The 17,109-nt window shown below is 65.8% G+C and carries 31 protein-coding genes and 1 tRNA gene; 30 read left to right on the top strand and 2 right to left on the bottom strand.

Annotated features, from left to right (window positions below; translation table 11 throughout):
* Nucleotides 1-36: 36 nt before the first annotated feature.
* Together Q1K09_RS09740 and Q1K09_RS09735 are read left to right on the top strand one after the other, a co-directional pair.
* The gene (locus Q1K09_RS09740) at nucleotides 37-840 is read left to right on the top strand and encodes an exodeoxyribonuclease III (protein WP_300345207.1); all 804 of its coding nucleotides are present in this window, start codon (nucleotides 37-39) and stop codon (nucleotides 838-840) included.
* 443 nt (nucleotides 841-1,283) lie between these two features.
* Nucleotides 1,284-2,537: a site-specific integrase gene (locus Q1K09_RS09735; protein WP_300345206.1), complete on the top strand. Its 1,254-nt coding sequence runs from the start codon at nucleotides 1,284-1,286 to the stop codon at nucleotides 2,535-2,537.
* Here Q1K09_RS09735 and Q1K09_RS09730 read toward each other — a convergent pair.
* Both Q1K09_RS09730 and Q1K09_RS09725 read right to left on the bottom strand, forming a co-directional pair.
* On the bottom strand, nucleotides 2,470-2,889 hold the full coding sequence (locus tag Q1K09_RS09730) for an ImmA/IrrE family metallo-endopeptidase (protein WP_300345204.1): 420 nt from the start codon (nucleotides 2,887-2,889) through the stop codon (nucleotides 2,470-2,472). The two genes, Q1K09_RS09735 and Q1K09_RS09730, sit on opposite strands and share 68 nt — an antisense overlap.
* Entirely contained in the window at nucleotides 2,837-3,232 is a 396-nt protein-coding gene (locus Q1K09_RS09725; protein ID WP_300345202.1) for a helix-turn-helix transcriptional regulator, read from the bottom strand. The genes Q1K09_RS09730 and Q1K09_RS09725 overlap by 53 nt, the downstream gene beginning before the upstream one ends.
* A 93-nt stretch (nucleotides 3,233-3,325) precedes the next feature.
* On the opposite strand from Q1K09_RS09725, the gene Q1K09_RS09720 reads away from it, so the two are divergent.
* The 28 genes from Q1K09_RS09720 (at nucleotide 3,326) to Q1K09_RS09590 (ending at nucleotide 17,098) form a co-directional block, all read left to right on the top strand.
* Nucleotides 3,326-3,547, top strand: coding sequence for a hypothetical protein (locus tag Q1K09_RS09720; protein ID WP_300345201.1), 222 nt, complete (start codon nucleotides 3,326-3,328; stop codon nucleotides 3,545-3,547).
* Nucleotides 3,547-3,750, top strand: coding sequence for a hypothetical protein (locus Q1K09_RS09715; RefSeq protein ID WP_300345199.1), 204 nt, complete (start codon nucleotides 3,547-3,549; stop codon nucleotides 3,748-3,750). Before Q1K09_RS09720 ends, Q1K09_RS09715 begins: the two co-directional genes overlap by 1 nt.
* Nucleotides 3,747-4,511, top strand: a complete 765-nt coding sequence (locus Q1K09_RS09710; RefSeq protein WP_300345198.1) for a phage antirepressor KilAC domain-containing protein — start codon at nucleotides 3,747-3,749, stop codon at nucleotides 4,509-4,511. The genes Q1K09_RS09715 and Q1K09_RS09710 overlap by 4 nt, the downstream gene beginning before the upstream one ends.
* A 399-nt stretch (nucleotides 4,512-4,910) precedes the next feature.
* Nucleotides 4,911-5,279: a hypothetical protein gene (locus Q1K09_RS09705; RefSeq protein ID WP_300345196.1), complete on the top strand. Its 369-nt coding sequence runs from the start codon at nucleotides 4,911-4,913 to the stop codon at nucleotides 5,277-5,279.
* 702 nt (nucleotides 5,280-5,981) lie between these two features.
* Nucleotides 5,982-6,155: a hypothetical protein gene (locus Q1K09_RS09700; protein WP_300345194.1), complete on the top strand. Its 174-nt coding sequence runs from the start codon at nucleotides 5,982-5,984 to the stop codon at nucleotides 6,153-6,155.
* Complete coding sequence (locus Q1K09_RS09695; protein ID WP_300345192.1) at nucleotides 6,152-7,084, top strand: lambda-exonuclease family protein; 933 nt, start codon at nucleotides 6,152-6,154, stop codon at nucleotides 7,082-7,084. Before Q1K09_RS09700 ends, Q1K09_RS09695 begins: the two co-directional genes overlap by 4 nt.
* Nucleotides 7,084-7,377 carry a helix-turn-helix domain-containing protein gene (locus tag Q1K09_RS09690; protein ID WP_300345190.1) on the top strand — a complete coding sequence of 98 codons (294 nt, stop codon included), beginning with the start codon at nucleotides 7,084-7,086 and terminating at the stop codon, nucleotides 7,375-7,377. The genes Q1K09_RS09695 and Q1K09_RS09690 overlap by 1 nt, the downstream gene beginning before the upstream one ends.
* Nucleotides 7,374-8,156 carry a recombinase RecT gene (locus Q1K09_RS09685; RefSeq protein ID WP_300345188.1) on the top strand — a complete coding sequence of 261 codons (783 nt, stop codon included), beginning with the start codon at nucleotides 7,374-7,376 and terminating at the stop codon, nucleotides 8,154-8,156. Before Q1K09_RS09690 ends, Q1K09_RS09685 begins: the two co-directional genes overlap by 4 nt.
* Nucleotides 8,157-8,468: 312 nt before the next feature.
* A complete protein-coding gene (locus Q1K09_RS09680) occupies nucleotides 8,469-9,575 on the top strand; it encodes a DNA cytosine methyltransferase (RefSeq protein ID WP_300345249.1) in 1,107 nt (368 codons plus the stop codon).
* Entirely contained in the window at nucleotides 9,572-9,907 is a 336-nt protein-coding gene (locus Q1K09_RS09675) for an HNH endonuclease signature motif containing protein (RefSeq protein WP_300345186.1), read from the top strand. Before Q1K09_RS09680 ends, Q1K09_RS09675 begins: the two co-directional genes overlap by 4 nt.
* 8 nt (nucleotides 9,908-9,915) lie before the next feature.
* Nucleotides 9,916-10,134: a hypothetical protein gene (locus Q1K09_RS09670; RefSeq protein ID WP_300345184.1), complete on the top strand. Its 219-nt coding sequence runs from the start codon at nucleotides 9,916-9,918 to the stop codon at nucleotides 10,132-10,134.
* Complete coding sequence (locus Q1K09_RS09665) at nucleotides 10,131-10,415, top strand: hypothetical protein (protein WP_300345182.1); 285 nt, start codon at nucleotides 10,131-10,133, stop codon at nucleotides 10,413-10,415. Before Q1K09_RS09670 ends, Q1K09_RS09665 begins: the two co-directional genes overlap by 4 nt.
* Before the next feature lie 3 nt (nucleotides 10,416-10,418).
* Nucleotides 10,419-11,237 (top strand): hypothetical protein, encoded by an 819-nt coding sequence (locus Q1K09_RS09660; protein WP_300345180.1) that lies wholly within the window; start codon nucleotides 10,419-10,421, stop codon nucleotides 11,235-11,237.
* Entirely contained in the window at nucleotides 11,179-11,517 is a 339-nt protein-coding gene (locus Q1K09_RS09655; RefSeq protein ID WP_300345178.1) for a hypothetical protein, read from the top strand. Before Q1K09_RS09660 ends, Q1K09_RS09655 begins: the two co-directional genes overlap by 59 nt.
* 443 nt (nucleotides 11,518-11,960) lie before the next feature.
* Nucleotides 11,961-12,464, top strand: coding sequence for an HNH endonuclease signature motif containing protein (locus tag Q1K09_RS13085; protein ID WP_366909289.1), 504 nt, complete (start codon nucleotides 11,961-11,963; stop codon nucleotides 12,462-12,464).
* Nucleotides 12,431-12,964 carry a hypothetical protein gene (locus Q1K09_RS09650; RefSeq protein ID WP_300345176.1) on the top strand — a complete coding sequence of 178 codons (534 nt, stop codon included), beginning with the start codon at nucleotides 12,431-12,433 and terminating at the stop codon, nucleotides 12,962-12,964. Before Q1K09_RS13085 ends, Q1K09_RS09650 begins: the two co-directional genes overlap by 34 nt.
* Complete coding sequence (locus tag Q1K09_RS09645; RefSeq protein ID WP_300345174.1) at nucleotides 12,965-13,138, top strand: hypothetical protein; 174 nt, start codon at nucleotides 12,965-12,967, stop codon at nucleotides 13,136-13,138. It begins immediately after the preceding gene.
* A complete protein-coding gene (locus tag Q1K09_RS09640) occupies nucleotides 13,138-13,632 on the top strand; it encodes a single-stranded DNA-binding protein (protein WP_300345172.1) in 495 nt (164 codons plus the stop codon). Before Q1K09_RS09645 ends, Q1K09_RS09640 begins: the two co-directional genes overlap by 1 nt.
* A 65-nt stretch (nucleotides 13,633-13,697) precedes the next feature.
* The gene (locus Q1K09_RS09635) at nucleotides 13,698-13,931 is read left to right on the top strand and encodes a hypothetical protein (RefSeq protein ID WP_300345170.1); all 234 of its coding nucleotides are present in this window, start codon (nucleotides 13,698-13,700) and stop codon (nucleotides 13,929-13,931) included.
* On the top strand, nucleotides 13,924-14,307 hold the full coding sequence (locus Q1K09_RS09630) for a hypothetical protein (protein ID WP_300345168.1): 384 nt from the start codon (nucleotides 13,924-13,926) through the stop codon (nucleotides 14,305-14,307). Before Q1K09_RS09635 ends, Q1K09_RS09630 begins: the two co-directional genes overlap by 8 nt.
* Nucleotides 14,304-14,687 (top strand): hypothetical protein, encoded by a 384-nt coding sequence (locus tag Q1K09_RS09625; RefSeq protein ID WP_300345166.1) that lies wholly within the window; start codon nucleotides 14,304-14,306, stop codon nucleotides 14,685-14,687. Before Q1K09_RS09630 ends, Q1K09_RS09625 begins: the two co-directional genes overlap by 4 nt.
* Complete coding sequence (locus Q1K09_RS09620) at nucleotides 14,674-14,949, top strand: hypothetical protein (RefSeq protein ID WP_300345164.1); 276 nt, start codon at nucleotides 14,674-14,676, stop codon at nucleotides 14,947-14,949. The genes Q1K09_RS09625 and Q1K09_RS09620 overlap by 14 nt, the downstream gene beginning before the upstream one ends.
* Before the next feature lie 171 nt (nucleotides 14,950-15,120).
* Nucleotides 15,121-15,288, top strand: coding sequence for a hypothetical protein (locus Q1K09_RS09615; protein WP_300345162.1), 168 nt, complete (start codon nucleotides 15,121-15,123; stop codon nucleotides 15,286-15,288).
* A gap of 79 nt (nucleotides 15,289-15,367) precedes the next feature.
* Complete coding sequence (locus tag Q1K09_RS09610; RefSeq protein WP_300345160.1) at nucleotides 15,368-15,655, top strand: hypothetical protein; 288 nt, start codon at nucleotides 15,368-15,370, stop codon at nucleotides 15,653-15,655.
* On the top strand, nucleotides 15,652-15,945 hold the full coding sequence (locus Q1K09_RS09605) for a hypothetical protein (protein WP_300345158.1): 294 nt from the start codon (nucleotides 15,652-15,654) through the stop codon (nucleotides 15,943-15,945). The genes Q1K09_RS09610 and Q1K09_RS09605 overlap by 4 nt, the downstream gene beginning before the upstream one ends.
* Nucleotides 15,935-16,531, top strand: a complete 597-nt coding sequence (locus Q1K09_RS09600) for a hypothetical protein (protein WP_300345156.1) — start codon at nucleotides 15,935-15,937, stop codon at nucleotides 16,529-16,531. The genes Q1K09_RS09605 and Q1K09_RS09600 overlap by 11 nt, the downstream gene beginning before the upstream one ends.
* Nucleotides 16,532-16,677: 146 nt before the next feature.
* A tRNA-Leu gene (locus tag Q1K09_RS09595) sits at nucleotides 16,678-16,758 on the top strand.
* Between the two features lie 106 nt (nucleotides 16,759-16,864).
* Entirely contained in the window at nucleotides 16,865-17,098 is a 234-nt protein-coding gene (locus tag Q1K09_RS09590; RefSeq protein WP_300345154.1) for a hypothetical protein, read from the top strand.
* Nucleotides 17,099-17,109 lie beyond the last annotated feature (11 nt).

The raw sequence follows: 17,109 nt of genomic DNA, 5'->3' as shown, positions 1-17,109 counted from the left end.
TCAGAGCCCGGCGCGGGCGGCTGATAGGTTGGTGGGGTGAGAATCGCCACCTGGAACGTGAACTCGATGCGCGCCCGGGCCGACCGGGTGGAAGCCTGGATGGAGAAGGCCAACGTCGACGTCCTGGCCATACAGGAGACCAAGTGCAAGGACGACAACTTCCCCTGGGAGCTGTTTGAGCACAACGGGTACGACGTCGCCCACTTCGGACTCAACCAGTGGAACGGGGTGGCCATCGCCTCGCGGGTGGGCCTCACCGATGTGGAGCGCACCTTCACCAATCAGCCGCCCTTCGGCAAAAACGGCAAGGACCCAGTCCAGGAGGCCCGCGCCATCGGTGCGACCTGCGCGGGAGTGCGGGTGTGGAGCCTGTACGTGCCCAACGGACGGGCCCGCGACGACGAGCACATGGTCTACAAGCTGGCCTGGCTGCGCCAGCTGCGTGATAACGCCGCCGAATGGCTTCAGCAGGATCCGCAGGCACAGATTGTGCTGGCCGGTGACTGGAACATCGCGCCGGAGGACGACGACGTCTGGGACATCGAGTTCTTCGAGAAGAACCAGATGACACATGTCACCGCCGAGGAGCGGGAGGCGTTCTCCGCGCTCGTGGAGGCCGGCTACACAGATGTGGTCCGCCCCCACACCCCCGGCCCAGGGGTCTACACCTACTGGGACTACACGAGCCTGCGCTTCCAGAAGCGGCAGGGCATGCGCATCGATTTCCTGCTCGCCTCCCCTGCGGTGGCCGAGCGGGTGGAATCGGCCCACATCGATAAAGACGAGCGCCGGGGCAAGGGCGCCAGCGACCACGCTCCGGTGGTTGTCGATCTAAGCTGAGTCTCCCGCCTGGAGCGTCCCGCTGCTCAATGCTTCGCTGATGGGGCGCAGCGGCGAGACGTATGACCATATCGCTCGGCTGGGATGCCCGTTTGCGGCCGCTACGCAGTGAGGCCCCGAACCTCCGTGGAAGTTCAGGGCCTCACCAGTGCGGTGGCTCCGACCGGCGTCGATCCGGTGACCTTTCGATTTTCAGTCGAACGCTACCTGTCTGTAGGGCCTTGATTCCTGTCGATATCGACTGCTAGCCTGTCGTAACAGGCGACAGCGGACGCCAGCGTCAGACAGCAATGGCTACACCGTTCGCCACCAACCGAGAGGAGCAGGACATGAACCAGCACCGGTTCGCCCCGAGAAGACACGTCCACGTCGGTGTCATCAATCAGGAGATGTGGAGTGCTCATGGCAGAAGACCAGCAGCCCGCTGAGAGTGCGGGCAAGCGATGAGGGGCAAGGGCGAAGGGTCGATCTTCAAAGACTCCCGCGGCCTCTGGACAGCGACCATCGAACTGCCGAGCCATGACGGCAAGCGACGGCGCAAGGTCATCCGCAGCGCCGACAAGAAGGTCGTTGTCGACAAGCTCAAGAAGGTCCAGCGCGACCTCGAAGAGCGCGGCGACCTTCCCACGGCAGGAACCAGCGTCGAGCAGTGGTTCGCATACTGGCTCGACAACATCGCCGCACAATCAGTGCGGCCGAAGACTCTAGCGGGATACCGGTCTGTGGTGACGAACCACATTGTGCCGGGACTCGGGCCGAAGACGAAGCTTGACAAGATCACCCCCGCGACCATCAGGAGGGTCCATGACCGCATCACACAGGAGAAGAACCTCTCGTCGACGTTCGCGCTGAACGCGCATCGTGTCATGTCGCGATCGTTCGAGATCGCGATGCGCGAGGGGCGGATCGGGCGCAACCCGGCCAAGATGATGGATGCGCCCCGTAAGGGCACGAAGACGCTCGAGGCGTTCACGGTCGATGAAGCGCTCAGTGTCCTGTCCCATGTCGCGCATGACCCGCTCGGTGCGCGGTGGGCGCTCGCGCTGTTGACAGGTGCCCGACGCGGCGAGGCCCTCGGGCTCGAACTCGATCGAGTCGGTGACGAACTCGACTTGTCCTGGCAGTTGCAGCGCCTCACCTGGCGACACGGGTGCGGCGGCGTGTGCGGACGGAAGTACGCGGCTTACTGCCCGGATCGTACGCTCAAAGTGCCGGCGGACTTCCAGTATCGACACCTCACTGGCGGGCTCTATCTCACGCGCCCGAAGTCGAGCGCGGGGTGGCGCATCATCCCCCTCGTCGACCCGCTCAAGACGATCCTCGAGCGGCATATCCAGAACGCCGAGCCGAACAAGTACGGGCTGGTGTTCACGCGCCCGGATGGCGAGCCGCTCGACCCGGACGCCGACACGCGCGCGTGGAAGTCCGTGCTCGCCGAGACAGGCATTCAGCGTGATGTCGTGCTGCACGGCCTGCGACACACGGCGGCAGACCTGCTCTATCTGGCAGGCGTGCCCGAAGACCTCATCCAGGAGATCCTCGGGCACTCGTCGCGGCTCGTCACTCGCGGCTACAAGTCCCTCCGCAACCGGGAGCGCCTCCAGGACGCGATGGGCATGCTCTCCGAACTCATATCGAAGGCTGAGAAAGAACGTACGCGCGCAGTAGCCGGCGCGACACGCCCAGCTCTTGAATGAGCCGCCCCTCGTCGGGGCACCACTTATACAGGTCGGCCAGTTCGTCCGGATCGATGAGATTCCGGGCCGCGAACTGGTCGGCCTGTTTCTCGTGTTTGGGGCGGTCGTCGGGATGCCCGAGAGCGCCGTGGCCGAGTTCGTGCGCGAGGACGAGGCGCTGCTGTCCCGGGCGGAGTCGGTCGCTGATGAGGATCTGCCGGTAGTCGGGGAACCATCTGCCGTTGGCGGTGCGGAGGCGTCTCACTACAACCTCGATGCCGAGCTGGTCAGCATGCTCCCACGGGTCGTAGCTGCGTCCCCTACGCGGGGTCTGGCTCGTCTTCCTCGTGTTCTGGGTCGGTGTTCGCTGCACTGCGCAGACCCTCCATCTCGTGCTCGTCCATGTCCGCCGGAGTCCGGCGTGCGCGGTGGGCGTCGAGACTAACGGGAGCGTCTGACATATCAGTAGCGGTGTCGAGTCCCACCTCGTGCATGGCGTCCGTGAGTACCTTCGCCGGATCGACGCCGATCGCCTGCGCAATGACCACGAGGTCAGTCGCGGAGATGGGGGATCGGCCGCGCAGCTTCTTCTGCAACGTCCACACGGACATGCCGGAACGATCCGCGATCTCATCCTGCGTGATGCGCTTCTTGGCGTACTCGCCTGTGAGCGTGTCGGACACTGCGCGGCTTAGGTCACTGATGTTCTCGGCCATGCTGCCAGTCTACGGACAGGAACCTGGCGATAGCGACAAGAAAATGTGCGCCAGCGGTTGACACCTGGCGATATCGACAGGTAGCCTGTCGGTATGACCAAGAACCTGGCGCAAGCGACAATCGCGAGAAGAGTCTGCCTCGCGATCCGCGAGGCAGGCTCCGACGCACACAGCGTTGCGGAAGCCGCCGACATCACCGACCTCGAGATGGTCGACCGCCTCAACGGGCGTGCCGACTTCACGCTCGAGGAGCTGGTGCGTGTCGGCGGCTTTCTGCGTATCCCGGCACCCGATCTCATCAAGGAGGCAGCGTGATGGAAGCCACGCTCGACAAGCTCTCGTATTCGGTCCCCAGCCTTTCGGACGCCACTGACCTGTCGGTGGACTCGATCAACAAGGCGATCAAGAGGGGGGATCTCGTGGCGAACTACTTCGGTACGAAGCCGCTCGTGACGCGCGCAGAGGCGCTGAGATGGCTGGACAGCCTGCCGACCGAGCGTCCGGGGAAGACGCGATGAGCGCCCTCGATGTGTTCCGGTACGACGGGCGCGAGGTCCGCACCGTCATGGTGGATGGCGAGCCGTGGTTCGTCGCTGCTGACGTCGCCGCGATTCTCGGCTATGCGGTCGCGAAGGACATGACCCGCAGCCTGGACGACGACGAGAAGGGTGGGCGTCTCGTGCCCACCCCGGGCGGCGACCAGACGATGACGGTCGTTTCGGAGGCTGGCCTGTTCAAGGCACTCATCCAGCGCCAGACGGGCCGCATGGCCGACGAGCGTAGGCGTGCAGAGATCAAGGCATTCCAGCGATGGGTGGCGCACGACGTGCTCCCGACGATCCGCCGCACGGGACGGTACGGCGCTGACGTCGAGATGCTCGCGCAGCTGCCGTCGTCGAAGATGCTTCAGCTCGCGGCCGAGGCTGCGAGGAGAGCCGAGCAGGCTGAGCATGAGCTCGAGGAAGCCCGCCCGAAGGTGGAGGCGTACGACTCGTTCATGGATGCTGACGGGACGTACAGCGTGGGTGCCGTGGCGAAGATGCTGGGTCTGTCTCAGAACAAGCTGTTCGACCGCCTCCGCGGAGAGGGGGTGTTCATCGCGAAGGGCGCGATGCGGAACACGCCGTATCAGCAGTACATGCAGCACTTCTCGGTGAAGGCGTTCGACTACGAGCGTTCGAACGGCGATCGCGGCACGTCCTACACGACTCGGGTGCAGCCGTCCGGCGTCGATTTCATCCGCCGGAAGCTCGGCCTCCGCGAGGTCGCGCTGTCGTAGCGCTCGTCTAGGCCGCACGGGGCCTCGAATCCGTGTCCCGCTCGATGGGTCTGTGGCTCATCGATCGGACGAGTGCGCTCAATTTCGGGTGCACGGCAACTAAATCCCATTCCTCATCCGGCCCCCTGAGCCACAGGCGCGCGGGTATGCAGACCCATCGGGTGAGGCGAATAACTACACAGAGTCCTGATGGGTACCCGTTCGCATTGGCCGTTTGGCAGGCGTGGTGAGCGCGGGTGTGGAGAGAAGTACAAGACAGGCAGCACCGATGACCCCGTGAGGGATAGGGGTGCTGGACCGTGACCAGTCCGGGCATGACTGGCGGCGCGCTGATGGTCTACGCCGGGGTTCGACTCCCCGGGGCGCACATGGACAACAGCAGGCAGGGAGGCGAGCGGTATGGCTAGCGCGGCGGACGGGCGGACGTATGTCCAGAACGAATTCGGAGAGTACGTGGATTACGGCAAAGTGAAAGACAAACTATTGATCGCTGCGGCGGCGGTGTTCGAGAAGAACCGCGTGAACTTCCGACCTGGCCGAATGGCGAAGCTCATAGGGCGAACCTTGCGGCGTGGCGGCATAGATAGCTCGGTGCGGTTCATCTGGGAAGAGCTAGCGCGAGAACGTGACCGCTCAGGCGTGATCGGGAGCAAGGACGAGTCTCGATCATTCATCCGTGCGATGAGCCTTGAGTGCCGCGATAACCCATATGTGTCCGACTATCTGCGCTCCGTATCGGGCGGACTGCCGGGAACAGGCCGCAAGTAAGCAGTATCGCCCCCGCGTCGTTGTCGGGAGTGTGCGCGTTCGAATCGCGCCGGGGGCACGGTGGCACCTCCTGAGATACGGGGGCGAGCACCAATTCCCAGAAGCCCATCTGTGGATGCCTGTCGAGGAGGGCGCGTACGAGTCGGCAGGAAACGGGCACCCCGCGAGCGTGAAGGCGTCGGCCCGGTTCGAGTCCGGGCGCGGGGACGTGGGGCCGGTCAATCACATTCGGGGCAGCACCCTGGCCGGTCCCGCTTTTCGTTTCCGAAGGAGGAGCAATGCAACCGTTCGATGACTTCGAGGGCAGTTTCACTGCGGCGGGTATCGATGCGATGCCGCGGGCCGCTTCTGAGCATGTGGCGCTCGAGTGGGTGCCGGAGCCGCGTCCGTCGAGATGGCGGCGCTTTCTGGCGTGGTGTGGCCTTGCTGACTGAGGAGGACAGGGATGTCGACTGTGAGGTGTGCGGGGGTCGTCTCGTCTGGACGGGCGAGATGGGCGGCCCGTTGGAGCCGGGTTTCGACTGGTGGTGTCCGGCGTGCGCGTGCACGTACTGCGTTGCGTTTCGTGCGGCGTAGGTGGCCTGCACTGGTCGCGCTCGTGTTGGCGTGGCCGGTGGGTGTCGCAGCCGCGGCGCCCGTGATCAACAGTGGCGATCTCCTCGTGTGGGGGATCGCCGCACTCTTTATCTACGGGGTGGTCAGGTGACTGAGGACGAGGTGCGCATCGAGTATGCGCGGCTGCTGGAATCGGCGGTCGAGTGGACACGTCGTGCGAATGCTGAGCCGGGCAACGGGTTCCTGCGGAGACAGCGGGAGCTCGCGGTGGAGCGTGCTGAGCGGTACGGCGCCGAGGTGCTGCGGGCGGTGGTCTCGTGACGTTCACGCGAGTTGATATCACGCCGGATACTCCCGAGTGGGAGGAAGAGCGGCGCGCGAGCGTCGGCGCGTCGGAGGTAGCGGCGGTCATGGGGCTGTCGCCGTATGCGACGCCGCTGGACGTGTACAAGTCGAAGCACGGGGTAGATCGCGAGTTCGATCCGCTGCTGGCGTTCATTGGGCACGAGTCCGAGACGATCATCGCGAAGTGGGTAGAGCAATACAGCGGTGTCGATGTGACGCTCGAACCGGCGTTCATGGCGCGGTCGATCGAGTGGCCGTTCCTGCACGCCTCGTTCGACCGCGTGTCGTCGGATCCGTTCACGACGTGGCAGTTCAAGACGGCGCACCACTACACGGGGCACAAGTGGGACGAGGGCATCCCGACTGACATTCGCGTGCAGGTGCAGGCGGAGATGGCTGTCGCGGGCACGCAGCGCGCCGCGGTGGTCGTGTGGATCGGTGGCCGTGAGTTCCGCCTGTTCTGGGAGCCGCGCGACGATCGGTTCATCCGTGAGCACATGATCCCGGCGGTGATGGAGTTCTGGTGCGACCGCGTGTCTGCCGGGGTTCCGCCGATGCCGTCGACGCTCGCGGAGAACGCCGAGCGGTTCCCGACAGAACCGGGCAAGGAGATCGAGGCGTCCGAGATGGCGATGGAAGCCGTCGATCGGCGGTCGGTGTTGCTGTCCGACATGCAGGCGATGAAGGCGGAGGCCGACGCGTTGCAGCTGGTCATCGCGAACTACATGGAGGACGCGGACACGCTCACGTTCGAGGGGCGGCGCGTCCTCACCTATAAGACGCAGGCGGGCCGGCCGTCGTTCGACGGGAAGCGGTTCAAGGAGGACCACCCGGACCTCGCCGCTGAGTACACGAGACAGGGCGCACCGTTCCGGGTCATGCGCATCACGAAGGAGAAGAAGTAATGACAAACATCGACACTGTGCTGGCAGAAGCGCTGCGGTCCATGATTCGCGAGGAGGTTGCTCGCGCACTCTCAGGTGTGCCCGCGGCGCAACCCGGGGACGCTACTGCCGACGGGAAGTTCTATTTCATCCCCGAGGTCGCGGCCGAGCTGCGGCGCTCGGAGGGGGCAGTGCGCTGGCTGATCCACAGCGGTGCGCTCAAGTCGAGCAAGCTCGCGGGGCGACGAGTCGTCACGCAGGCACAGCTCGATGAGTTCTTCGAGAACGCGTTCGGCGAGGGAGCTGCCTCGTGACGAAGGATCTGTCGCAGGCCGCGGTGGCGGCGAAGTCGAATCCGACGATGAAGGATCTGGTTGAGCAGCAGCTTCCGGCGATTGAGCGGCAGCTGGGCGGGGCGATGAACTCGGATGCGTTCGTGCGTGCGGTCCTGAGCGAGATTACGAAGCAGCCGAAGCTCATGTCTGCGGACCCGAAGACGGTTCTCGGCGGCGTGATGCTCGCGGCGCAGTTGAAGCTCGAGATTGGTTCCGGGCTGGGCGAGTTCTACCTGACGCCGCGCCGCGAGAAGGGCCGCGACGTGTGCCTGCCGATCATCGGCTACCAGGGGTACGTGAAGCTCGTCCTGCGCTCGGAGATGGTGCTGAACGTCGAATCGTTCCTCGTCCGCGAGGGAGACGACTTCACGTACGGGGCGAGTTCAGACCGGGGCATGTACTACGACTGGCAGCCGCGCGACTTCGAGGAAGACCGCCCGTGGATCGGAGTTGTCGCGTCGGCCCGCATGAAGGGCGGCGGCACGACGTGGGTGTACCTCACGAAGGGCCAGGTGTTCGCGCGGCGTCCGTCCTATTGGGACAAGGGCACGCCGTGGCAGTCGCACGAGGAGGAGATGGCGAAGAAGACCGCTGTCCGCGCCCTCGTGAAGTTCCTGCCGAAGTCGACCGACCTGGGCCGTGCGATCGAGGCGGACGAGAACAAGGCGTCGCACGTCGCGGGCGTGGATGACGTGCAGATCACGCACGTTGAGGACGAGCCCGAGACGTTCGTCGTGCAGGAAGGTGACCCGTCGTGACCTGGCAGAGTTTCGCGCCTGGTGCGCTCCCGACCACGAACCCGCATGTCGCTACGGCATGCGGGTTCTGTGTGAAGTGCCACCCGGGACGCCAGTTCGGTGGTGACGGGTTCTGTCGGAAGCCGTCGTGTGCGTGCCACAGGAGGGACGCATGATCGGCGCGACATCACGGCCTGCTCGTGTCTATAGCGGCAAGAACCATCGGCGCCCGTGCACACGGTGCGGGGTGCTGCTGCAGTTCAAGGGCCGGAACCGACTGTGCAAGGACTGCAAGGACGTGCTGGCGGTGCCGGAGCGCGCGCTGTGGGCCGCATGAGGTCGGGGGAGCTGTTCGCGGGCGTCGGCGGTCTCGGCATGGCCGTCGACCATGTGTTCGGCACGCGGCCCGCGTGGTTCGCGGAGTTCGACGACGCGCCGTCGAAGGTGCTCACGTATCGACATCCCGACGTACCCAACCTCGGCGACGTGACGAACATCGACTGGCCCACCACCCCTCGCGTGCAGGTTCTCGCGGGAGGTTTCCCATGCCAGGACGTTTCCCTCGCGGGGCGACGGCGCGGCATGGGAGAAGGCACGCGTTCCGGCCTCTGGTCGGAATACGCGCGAGCGATCGACACTATCCGGCCCGATTGGGTCGTGATCGAGAACGTGAGGGGGCTGCTCAGTGCAGACGCTAATAGCTACGTGGAACCCTGCCCGCTCTGTGTGGGAGACGACCCAACTCATGTTCTGCGGGCACTTGGAGCCGTACTCGGAGACCTGGCCGACCTCGGGTTCGATGCGGAATGGACAGGCATTCGAGCATCCGACATCGGCGCCCCGCATGGCCGATACCGGGTCTTCATCCTCGCCTGGCCCGCGGAGCGCACTGCTCCGCACGCCGGACACGGACAGCGGAGGACGCCGCGACCCGAACCGGCCGGGAGCGACGATGCGTCTCTCGGATCAGATCGCGGAGGAAGTCGAGGCGGGGACGATCACACCGTGACGCTCCTCCCGACGCCTCGGACGACCGACATGAACGGCCCGGGCCGTCATGGCGATGGCGGGCCGGACCTGCGCACGGTCGCGGTGGAGGATCTCGAACCGGTGCTCTCACCTAGCTTCGCGATGGGCGAGACCGATTGGGGTCCGTACGCGGCGGCCATCGCTCGCTGGGAGGCCGTCACGGGCCGTGCCGCGCCCGCACCTGTCCGGTACGACGGCAAGGGCGGCAAGCCGCGCCTCAACCCCGCATTGACCGAGTGGATGATGGGCTGGCCCGAGGGCTGGGTCACGTCCCCGGAAGTCGGCCTGTCGCGCGCGGAGCAGCTGAAAGCGTGCGGGAACGGCGTCGTGCCTCAGCAGGCCGTCGCCGCGCTCCGCGAGCTCCTCGCCCGGCCTGGCGTGCCCGCGATCCGTGAGGCGGTGGCCGCATGACGGCCATCCCGAAGCGGTTTCGTGTCGCGGTCGAGGAGCGGGCGGACGGGAAGTGCGAGGGGTGCGGCAGGATCGCGCCCCTCGAACTCCATCACCGTCGGTTCCGGTCGCGTGGCGGGAAGCACACCGTGTCGAACCTGGTCGCGCTGTGCGGGTGGGGGAATCACACGGGCTGTCACGGCAAGGCACATTCTGCGGATCCCCCGGAGGGTTGGGCGATCTCGCAGTACGGGAAGTACGACGACGAGCTCGTGCCGTTTCAAGCGGTCGAGGGGCTCGTGTGGCTGACGGCGGATGGCCGGCGCGTGCTCGTCGGGGACACGCCGTTCTAGGAGAAGACATGGATGAGGAATGGGTGCGGGCTGCCCTGAGAGATGGGATGCCCGCGAAGTGGATCGCGGAGACGCAGGGAGTGAGCGTCGCGCTGGTGACGAGGTTCGCGAGTCAGGAGAAGATCCGTCTCGGGCGTGACTGGGCGGGCGTGTCCGGGAAGATTCGCGAGTCGACGAAGCTGCGGATGCTGCATCGTGAGTTCGCGCCGACCGTGGACGGGCGGTGACGGTGAACGTTCAGATGTTGGTTGATCTGCCGGATGACGAGTTCGAGCAGTGTGTGTCGCAGGCGATTAAGGGCCGGCGGGACTTCCCGGACTGGTGGCGGCTGCTGCTGCACGAGGATCTGATCGACGCGACCGAGGGCGTCATCGAGGGGTTCCTCGAGGTCGGGCTACGTCAGGCGCGCGACCCGGAACGATACCCGCACGCGCGGGGGTTCGCGCAGAAGATGCGCGGCATCCTCGCCGAGATCACGCTCGAACGCGCTGTCAGAGAGGAGGGCTGATGAGTGACTTGGTTCAAGGTCGATGACGGGTTCTGGTCGCATCCGAAGACGGCGATGCTGTCGGATGCGGCGGTGACGTTGTGGGTGAGGGCGGGTGCGTATTCGTGTCAGCATCTCACCGACGGGGTGATCGCGCGTCCTGTGCTGCGTCTGGTCGGGACGGAGGATGCGGCCGCCGAGCTCGTCGATGCTGGCCTGTGGCTCGTGCATCCGGCGGGGTGGGAGTTCCACGACTGGTCGGACTATCAGCCGACGAAGGCGGATGTGGAGGCTGATCGGGCGGCGGCGCGGGAGCGTATGCGTGAACGTCGCCGGAACAAGAGGGGGAAGTTCGAGGGAAGTTCGCCCGAACACCCCGCGAACGTTCGGGAGAAGTTCGAGAATCGTTCGTCCACCCCGACCCGACCCGACCCGACCACTACTTCTAACGAAGTAGTAGACCCCCCTACCCCCCAAGGGGGGAAGCGGTCGAAGTCTCGCGGGTCTCGTCTCGCTGAGGACTGGATGCCGTCAGCGGAGCTCATCGCGCAGATGCGGGTCGAGTGTCCCGACGTGGATTTGCAGGCCGAGCATCGGATCTTCGTTGACTACTGGATCGCTCAGCCGGGGCAGAAGGGCGTGAAGCTCGACTGGCCGGCGACGTGGCGGAACTGGATGCGGCGCAAGCAGGGCGACGCTGCGAAGCGATCCCAGCGCACGTTCGGGCAGATGCGGCAGGACAACGCCCTGTCGCTCGTGGAGAAGTACAGACAGGAGGAAGCCCGTGCAGAAGTCGGAAGTGGCGATGCTGCTGACGTTCGTGCACTCGCTACAGGGCGGTGAGACGACCGAACTTGAGGTCGCGGGATGGTTCGACGTGCTCGGTCGCTATGAGTACGCGGACGCGAAAGCGGCGGTGCGTGCTCACGTGGATCAGTCGCAGCAGCGCATCACGGCGGCGCATGTGCTGCATCAGATCAAGACGGCTCGACGGGCTTTGACGGGATCCACGATGTCGCCGCGTCGGATCGATTGCGCTCGCGAGGGGCGGGCGCATGCGTGGATTGGTGACACCTGCCGCCTGTGCGAGGTGCGCCGTTGGGAACTGGAAGGAACAGCATGACTCGTGAGGAGTGGGTGGAGAAAGTGCAGGCGGAGGCGATCACGCCCGTGTGGCGTCCTCCGTCACCGCGACCGGCCGTGGACGCGTATGCGGACGCGGACGCGTTCATCGCGGAGATGGAACGCAGACGCGCGGCACGCGAGAAGCGCGCGAACCAGAGGGCTAGGAGATCTTCTCCTGGCCCTCACTCGTTGGGGAGGATCGCATGAGCCGCCTGGTGGAGGTATCGGGGGCGCAGGTGTTGCCCCGCGTCAGGGACGAGCGGACGACGGTCTCGCCCTACGTGGCGGAGGGGTGTTGCTCCGCTGACCTGCGGGCACGGAGCCGTCCGCATCTCGAGTTCGCGGCGCGACTGCAGGTGGTTCCGTGAGCGCGCTGAGGTCGCTGGATGGCGACAGCATCACGATCACCGTCGAGGGCGTGCCAGTTCTGAGGGGGCAGGCATGACAGCACCGAAGCCGATGAACGCCTGGCAGGCGGCGAACTTGCCCGAATCGTTACCGCTGCACATCCGCAGGAACATCACTCCCGGTGACGGCGGATGCTGGCTATGGACGCGATCTCGCAGTCGAGACGGTTATGGGTGGGCCTCGTATCAGGACAAGACTTACGAGGCCCACCGTCTTGTCTACCGGCTAACCCACGGCGGAGTACCCGATGGGAAGGTGATCGACCATCTATGCCGGGTTCGCCACTGCGTGAATCCTGATCATCTCGAAGCTGTAACGCCGGGAGAGAACCTGCGTCGATCGGAACTTACTCCCGCAGGGGCTAAAGCCTGCGTCAAGGGTCATCCGTTCGAACAGTGGAACGGTCAGCGTCGGTGCCGAACCTGCCGAGAAGAGTATGCCAAGGCACATAGGGCAGGGCGGATGTGGGAGTCACGCCGCCCGTGGACGAGAGGAAAGCAATCATGGCCGGCGTCCTCGGTGTCGACTGGTCGCTGACTGCGACGGGTCTCGCGTGGCTGAATCTCGATGACGGCGCGGTGGACACGTGCACGATCCGCACCTGGCCGGACGACGGCACGGTGGAGGGCATCGCGCGCCGGATCACGCACATTGCCGACCGGATCGAGGCGTGGGCGGACCTGCATGCGGATGACCTTGTGGTGATCGAGGGCCCGGTGACGCATGCCCCGTCTGCGCATCGGTCGAAGATGCTGGGCGGCTGGTGGGCCGTCGCTGCGAGGCTCGCGCCGCTCGTCGACGACCCGGTGATGGTGGTGCCGCCGAAGACGCGCGCGAAGTACGCGACCGGGCGGGGCGGTGCTGACAAGTCGGAAGTGCTCGCGGCCGTCCGGGCGAACTATCCGCGGTTCTCGATCGCGGACGACAACCAAGCCGATGCCGTCGTGCTCGCGGCGATCGGCGCACGGTCACTCGGACATCCGATTGACGACCTACCCGCGTCGCACCTCGCGGCGCTCACGAAGAGAGGGAAGTAGATGGGCAAGGGAGAAAGCGCGGTTGACCGCGAGATGAAGAAGCTCGCCGCGATGGGTATCACGGTCAGCGTCACGCCGTCCGCAAGGCACGAGGACGGATTCGAGAATCGCCCCTCCGGGATCATCGCCGAGGCCGCGAAGCGCCACGGCATCTACTACGGCAAGGAGCAGTAATGGCAGGCGAAACAGTGATCACGGTGGTTGGCAATCTGACCGCGGATCCGGAACTCAGGTACACGCAGAACGGTGTCCCCGTGGCGAACTTCACGATCGCTTCGACCCCGCGCACGTTCGACCGCGCGTCGGGCGAGTGGAAGGACGGCGAAGCCCTGTTCCTGCGAGCGTCTGTCTGGCGTGAGTTCGCGGAGAACGTTGCGGGTTCGCTGACGAAGGGCATGCGGGTGATCGCGCAGGGCAACCTCCGACAGCGGAGCTACGAGACGAAGGAGGGCGAGAAGCGCACGTCGATCGAGCTGGATGTGCAGGAGATCGGCCCGTCGCTGCGGTACGCGACCGCGCACGTGACCCGCGCGAGCGGCCAGCAGGCCCAGGGAGCGCCGAACACGCCTCCCGCGGGCAACTACGCCGCCCAGCCCACGAACGCCCCGCAGGCGGGCGCACAGGGCGATTGGGGCGCGGGCTCGTTCACGGACGAGACGCCGTTCTGACCGATCCACATTCATAACGGGGCCGTCCTCACATCGAGGGCGGCCCCGACCTATGGGAGGACAACATGACCATCGACACGAGGCGCCTACGAGAACTGGCGGAGAAGGCGGAAAGTGAAGGCGGGCGCGTGACCCTCAGCCCGTCGATCATCCACCTCGTCGCTATCGAGATCGACCGCCTGCGGGGCGCGATCCGTGAAGCGCTCGACTTCGAAGCCGCGCTACCCGCGATCGCGACGGTGCCCCACAGGATCCTGACCGACGCGCTCGAAGCGCGGGGAGGAGAGGCCGATGACTGACTACACGTACACCGACGCGGACTGGCGAGAGAACGCGAAGTACGGCCTCGTCGGGGTCACTGCGGATGACGCGACCGAGCATTGGGACCGCTGGCTTGCCGAGCACGACGCGAAGGTGCGAGCCGAGGCGCTCCGGGAGGGATACCAGAGTGCCCGCGCCGACCTGCTCTCGGGGGCGTTCATCGGAGGGCCGACATACGAGGCGCTTCGGGACTCCTTCACGGGGCAGAAGATCGCGGCCGAGGAGCGCGAGAAGGCCGCACAGATCGCGGAGAACCTCTACTTCGGAGGGGGCTCCACCGGGTCTGCGAACCGGTGGGGAGCCAAGCAGGCCGCCGCCCGGATCAGGAAGCAGGGAAAGGAGCAGGGATCGTGACCACCAACGACATCCGAGATGACGCGAGACAGGAAGCCGAACGGCGGTGGCCGAGTTACCCAGCGGTGGGCTTCTCAGGCGCGAGCGACCGGCAACAGGCCTTCATCGACGGGGCGATCTGGGCTTCCGAGCAGGCCGAGGCCATCGACCGAATGGGGTCAGCCGCGGGGTGCGCATACTGCGTCGGCGCTGGAGGGTACGAGGACTACGACGGCGAGTGGCGTGAGTGCTCGTCGTGCCAGCGGGCCGACCGGGAGCCGAGCGACGCCGAGGTGGAAGCCGCGGGGGAAGCGATCTGGGGTCGTGGCTGGCGGGTGCCGAAGGAAGTCGTCCGGGCCGCTCTCCTCGCCGCGCAGGAGGTGAACCGTGGTTCCGCTTGACGTGTGGATCGTGATCTTCGCACTCTTCGGGGTCGCGTCCGTCGCGCTCTTCCTCTACGGGCTGGCCGCGCCCCTGGTGCACAAGGGGTACCTGATCCTGCGTGGCCGATATCGGTACAGCCGCAAGATGGAGCGCCGTGCCGCGTACCGCGCGGGCTATATCGACGGCCAGCGCCGGAACTGGAACGGGCACGGCGACGAGCCGAGGATCATCCCCACGAGTGAACTCATACCGAAGAAGGGGGAAGCCCACGATGGCTAACCAGATGACACCCGCCGAGATGCTAGGGGACGCAACGAGCGGGTGCCCGTGCTGTGACGGCAGGGACACCGGGGACACATTCGACCTGTGCGACCGGTGCCTCGATGCCGCTCTTGAGGGCCGCTACCAGCACGGGTGCGCCCGCGGGGAGACCGACGAGAGGGAGAAGCGATGAGCAAGGAGGTCTACGAGAACTCCGGGAACGTCGCGATCGAGTACCACGACGGAACCGGCGAAGTCACCATCACGTTCACGCAGGGCACTCCGCCGACGATCTGGCACACGCTCATGCTCAGGGCGGACCAGTGGGACCACTCGACCGAGGGGGAGACGTCATGAGCGCTGCGGATCCGCGAGTTGAGTCCCGCGAATCCGCGATCAGCCCCGAGCGCAACCACAACAAGACGAAGGAGGAAAGGTGAGCAGCAAGCGAGAGCTCAGGGAGCGAGCTTGGGATGAGGAACGGCGGGCCCTCTCGTTGGAGAACCAGCTGAGCGACACGCGAGCGCGATACGAGAACGCCCTCGTGCAGGTCGCAACCCATCACGGGTTCCGGGACGCGTACGTCCGCACATACACGGACTGGCACGGCCACACGCGGGAGTTCTTCGACACCGACACGCTCATCGCCGACCTCGACACGATCGACAAGGCGACCGCGGCAGACGAGGCGCGTAAGCGGCTCGGGATCGAGGAGGAAGCATGAGCGATAGCAAGCCGACGGTCCCGCTGGACGACACGTCACTGACCCTGCTGCGCGAGGCACTGGACGCTCACGTCGACGAGGACGGAGCCGTTGTCGGTGGCGAGTTCACGCTGTCGAAACTGCTCCACTTCTGGTCTGGATACGAACCGACGAAGGAAACGCACGAGGACGGCACAGCCGTGTACGACCATCCGACACTGCATTACACCGACGTGATCCGGGCACTGATCGATGAGCTCAGGGCCACGCGCGCCGGCCACGACTACGGGGAGGAATCGCATGCAGGTTGACGAGCTCGTGGAGGCCGTGGAGGCGCTCACGCGGGTGCGGCACGTCATGATCGACACCGACAACGGTCCGAGATGGGCGACCGGGGAACCGCGCCTCAAGCAGTTGCAGGAAGCCGTCTACGTGTCGATGGGGGATCGAGGCGGGCCGGGCGGCCTCAAGTCCGAACGATCCCTCCTGTCGTCCGACGCGCTCTACCGGGCCACTGTCATCACGTCCCAGATCGGCGACTGGTGCCGCATGGACGGCGTACCCGTCACGCGCGACCCGATCACCGACCTCGACGCCTGGTGCGCCAACCGTGTCACCCTCGACGACCGGGCAGACGAATGGCACATCGGGCAGCTCGAGAAGTGGGCGCGCGAGATTGACGCGATGTTCAACCGGCCCCGCGCCGTCGACATCACGACCACGTGCCCCGTGTGTGGCGAGAAGTACTACGAGGGCGACGACGGCGAGCAGTGCGTCTGGCCGTTGAAGGGCTACGCGGACCCGTTCAAGGTCGAATGCCGAGCATGCGGCATCTCCTGGGACGGCCCCGACGCGGCCGAGGAACTCGCCGACGAAATCGGAGTTACACGCGTGTAATTCATCTGGTATGCTTGTTGTGCGCAAGTGAACTGTGCCCTTAGCTCCCCATCGTCCCGCTCGGGACTGGTGGGGATTTTTCATGCCCGCGTGAGCGCCGCGGGTCTATACGTGCTCGTCGCCTCGGAGACGCATACGAGGCATGCCCGCTCGTGGCGGAACAGTAGACGCGGCGCCCTCAAAAGGCGCTTCCCACGGGAGTGCAGGTGCGATTCCTGCCGAGCGGACTTGACGTCTCACGCGCAACACCGCGTGATGTGACGTCTCACACTCATCTCTCCACACCCGACCCCCGCACACCGCGGGGGTTTTCGCGTACCCCTGGGAGGCGCTGTGGCTCTTGCCGACAGGCTCGCAAAGCCGATCTCGCGCGTGAGCCCGCAACGGCCCGCCATGGACACGTGGCTCGACAGCCTCACTCCCGAGGATCGCGAGGCCGTCGATGCGGCACTCCGAGACCGCGGCTGGGCATCGAAGCACCTCCTTCGGGAGCTGCAAGCCGAGGGCGCTCCGAGCATCGCGGAATCGACGTTCGACAAGTGGAGGCGCGATCATGTCGCTCGCTGACCGGCTCACGG

Origin of the sequence: Nesterenkonia sp. (genome assembly GCF_029265375.1) — a bacterium.
Classification (GTDB): domain Bacteria; phylum Actinomycetota; class Actinomycetes; order Actinomycetales; family Micrococcaceae; genus Nesterenkonia.
The sequence above is the reverse complement of the archived record's forward strand: the minus strand, read 5'-3'. Positions and strand labels throughout refer to the sequence as shown.

Bases quoted from the DNA above. Each gene is read 5' to 3' on its own strand.
- Q1K09_RS09735 (WP_300345206.1), top strand. From the start codon at position 1,284: ATGAGGGGCAAGGGCGAAGGGTCGATCTTCAAAGACTCCCGCGGCCTC.
- Q1K09_RS09725 (WP_300345202.1), bottom strand. From the start codon at position 3,232: ATGGCCGAGAACATCAGTGACCTAAGCCGCGCAGTGTCCGACACGCTC.
- Q1K09_RS09720 (WP_300345201.1), top strand. From the start codon at position 3,326: ATGACCAAGAACCTGGCGCAAGCGACAATCGCGAGAAGAGTCTGCCTC.
- Q1K09_RS09715 (WP_300345199.1), top strand. From the start codon at position 3,547: ATGGAAGCCACGCTCGACAAGCTCTCGTATTCGGTCCCCAGCCTTTCG.
- Q1K09_RS09710 (WP_300345198.1), top strand. From the start codon at position 3,747: ATGAGCGCCCTCGATGTGTTCCGGTACGACGGGCGCGAGGTCCGCACC.
- Q1K09_RS09705 (WP_300345196.1), top strand. From the start codon at position 4,911: ATGGCTAGCGCGGCGGACGGGCGGACGTATGTCCAGAACGAATTCGGA.
- Q1K09_RS09690 (WP_300345190.1), top strand. From the start codon at position 7,084: ATGACAAACATCGACACTGTGCTGGCAGAAGCGCTGCGGTCCATGATT.
- Q1K09_RS09680 (WP_300345249.1), top strand. From the start codon at position 8,469: ATGAGGTCGGGGGAGCTGTTCGCGGGCGTCGGCGGTCTCGGCATGGCC.
- Q1K09_RS09675 (WP_300345186.1), top strand. From the start codon at position 9,572: ATGACGGCCATCCCGAAGCGGTTTCGTGTCGCGGTCGAGGAGCGGGCG.
- Q1K09_RS09670 (WP_300345184.1), top strand. From the start codon at position 9,916: ATGGATGAGGAATGGGTGCGGGCTGCCCTGAGAGATGGGATGCCCGCG.
- Q1K09_RS13085 (WP_366909289.1), top strand. From the start codon at position 11,961: ATGACAGCACCGAAGCCGATGAACGCCTGGCAGGCGGCGAACTTGCCC.
- Q1K09_RS09650 (WP_300345176.1), top strand. From the start codon at position 12,431: ATGGCCGGCGTCCTCGGTGTCGACTGGTCGCTGACTGCGACGGGTCTC.
- Q1K09_RS09645 (WP_300345174.1), top strand. From the start codon at position 12,965: ATGGGCAAGGGAGAAAGCGCGGTTGACCGCGAGATGAAGAAGCTCGCC.
- Q1K09_RS09640 (WP_300345172.1), top strand. From the start codon at position 13,138: ATGGCAGGCGAAACAGTGATCACGGTGGTTGGCAATCTGACCGCGGAT.
- Q1K09_RS09635 (WP_300345170.1), top strand. From the start codon at position 13,698: ATGACCATCGACACGAGGCGCCTACGAGAACTGGCGGAGAAGGCGGAA.
- Q1K09_RS09630 (WP_300345168.1), top strand. From the start codon at position 13,924: ATGACTGACTACACGTACACCGACGCGGACTGGCGAGAGAACGCGAAG.
- Q1K09_RS09615 (WP_300345162.1), top strand. From the start codon at position 15,121: ATGAGCAAGGAGGTCTACGAGAACTCCGGGAACGTCGCGATCGAGTAC.
- Q1K09_RS09605 (WP_300345158.1), top strand. From the start codon at position 15,652: ATGAGCGATAGCAAGCCGACGGTCCCGCTGGACGACACGTCACTGACC.
- Q1K09_RS09600 (WP_300345156.1), top strand. From the start codon at position 15,935: ATGCAGGTTGACGAGCTCGTGGAGGCCGTGGAGGCGCTCACGCGGGTG.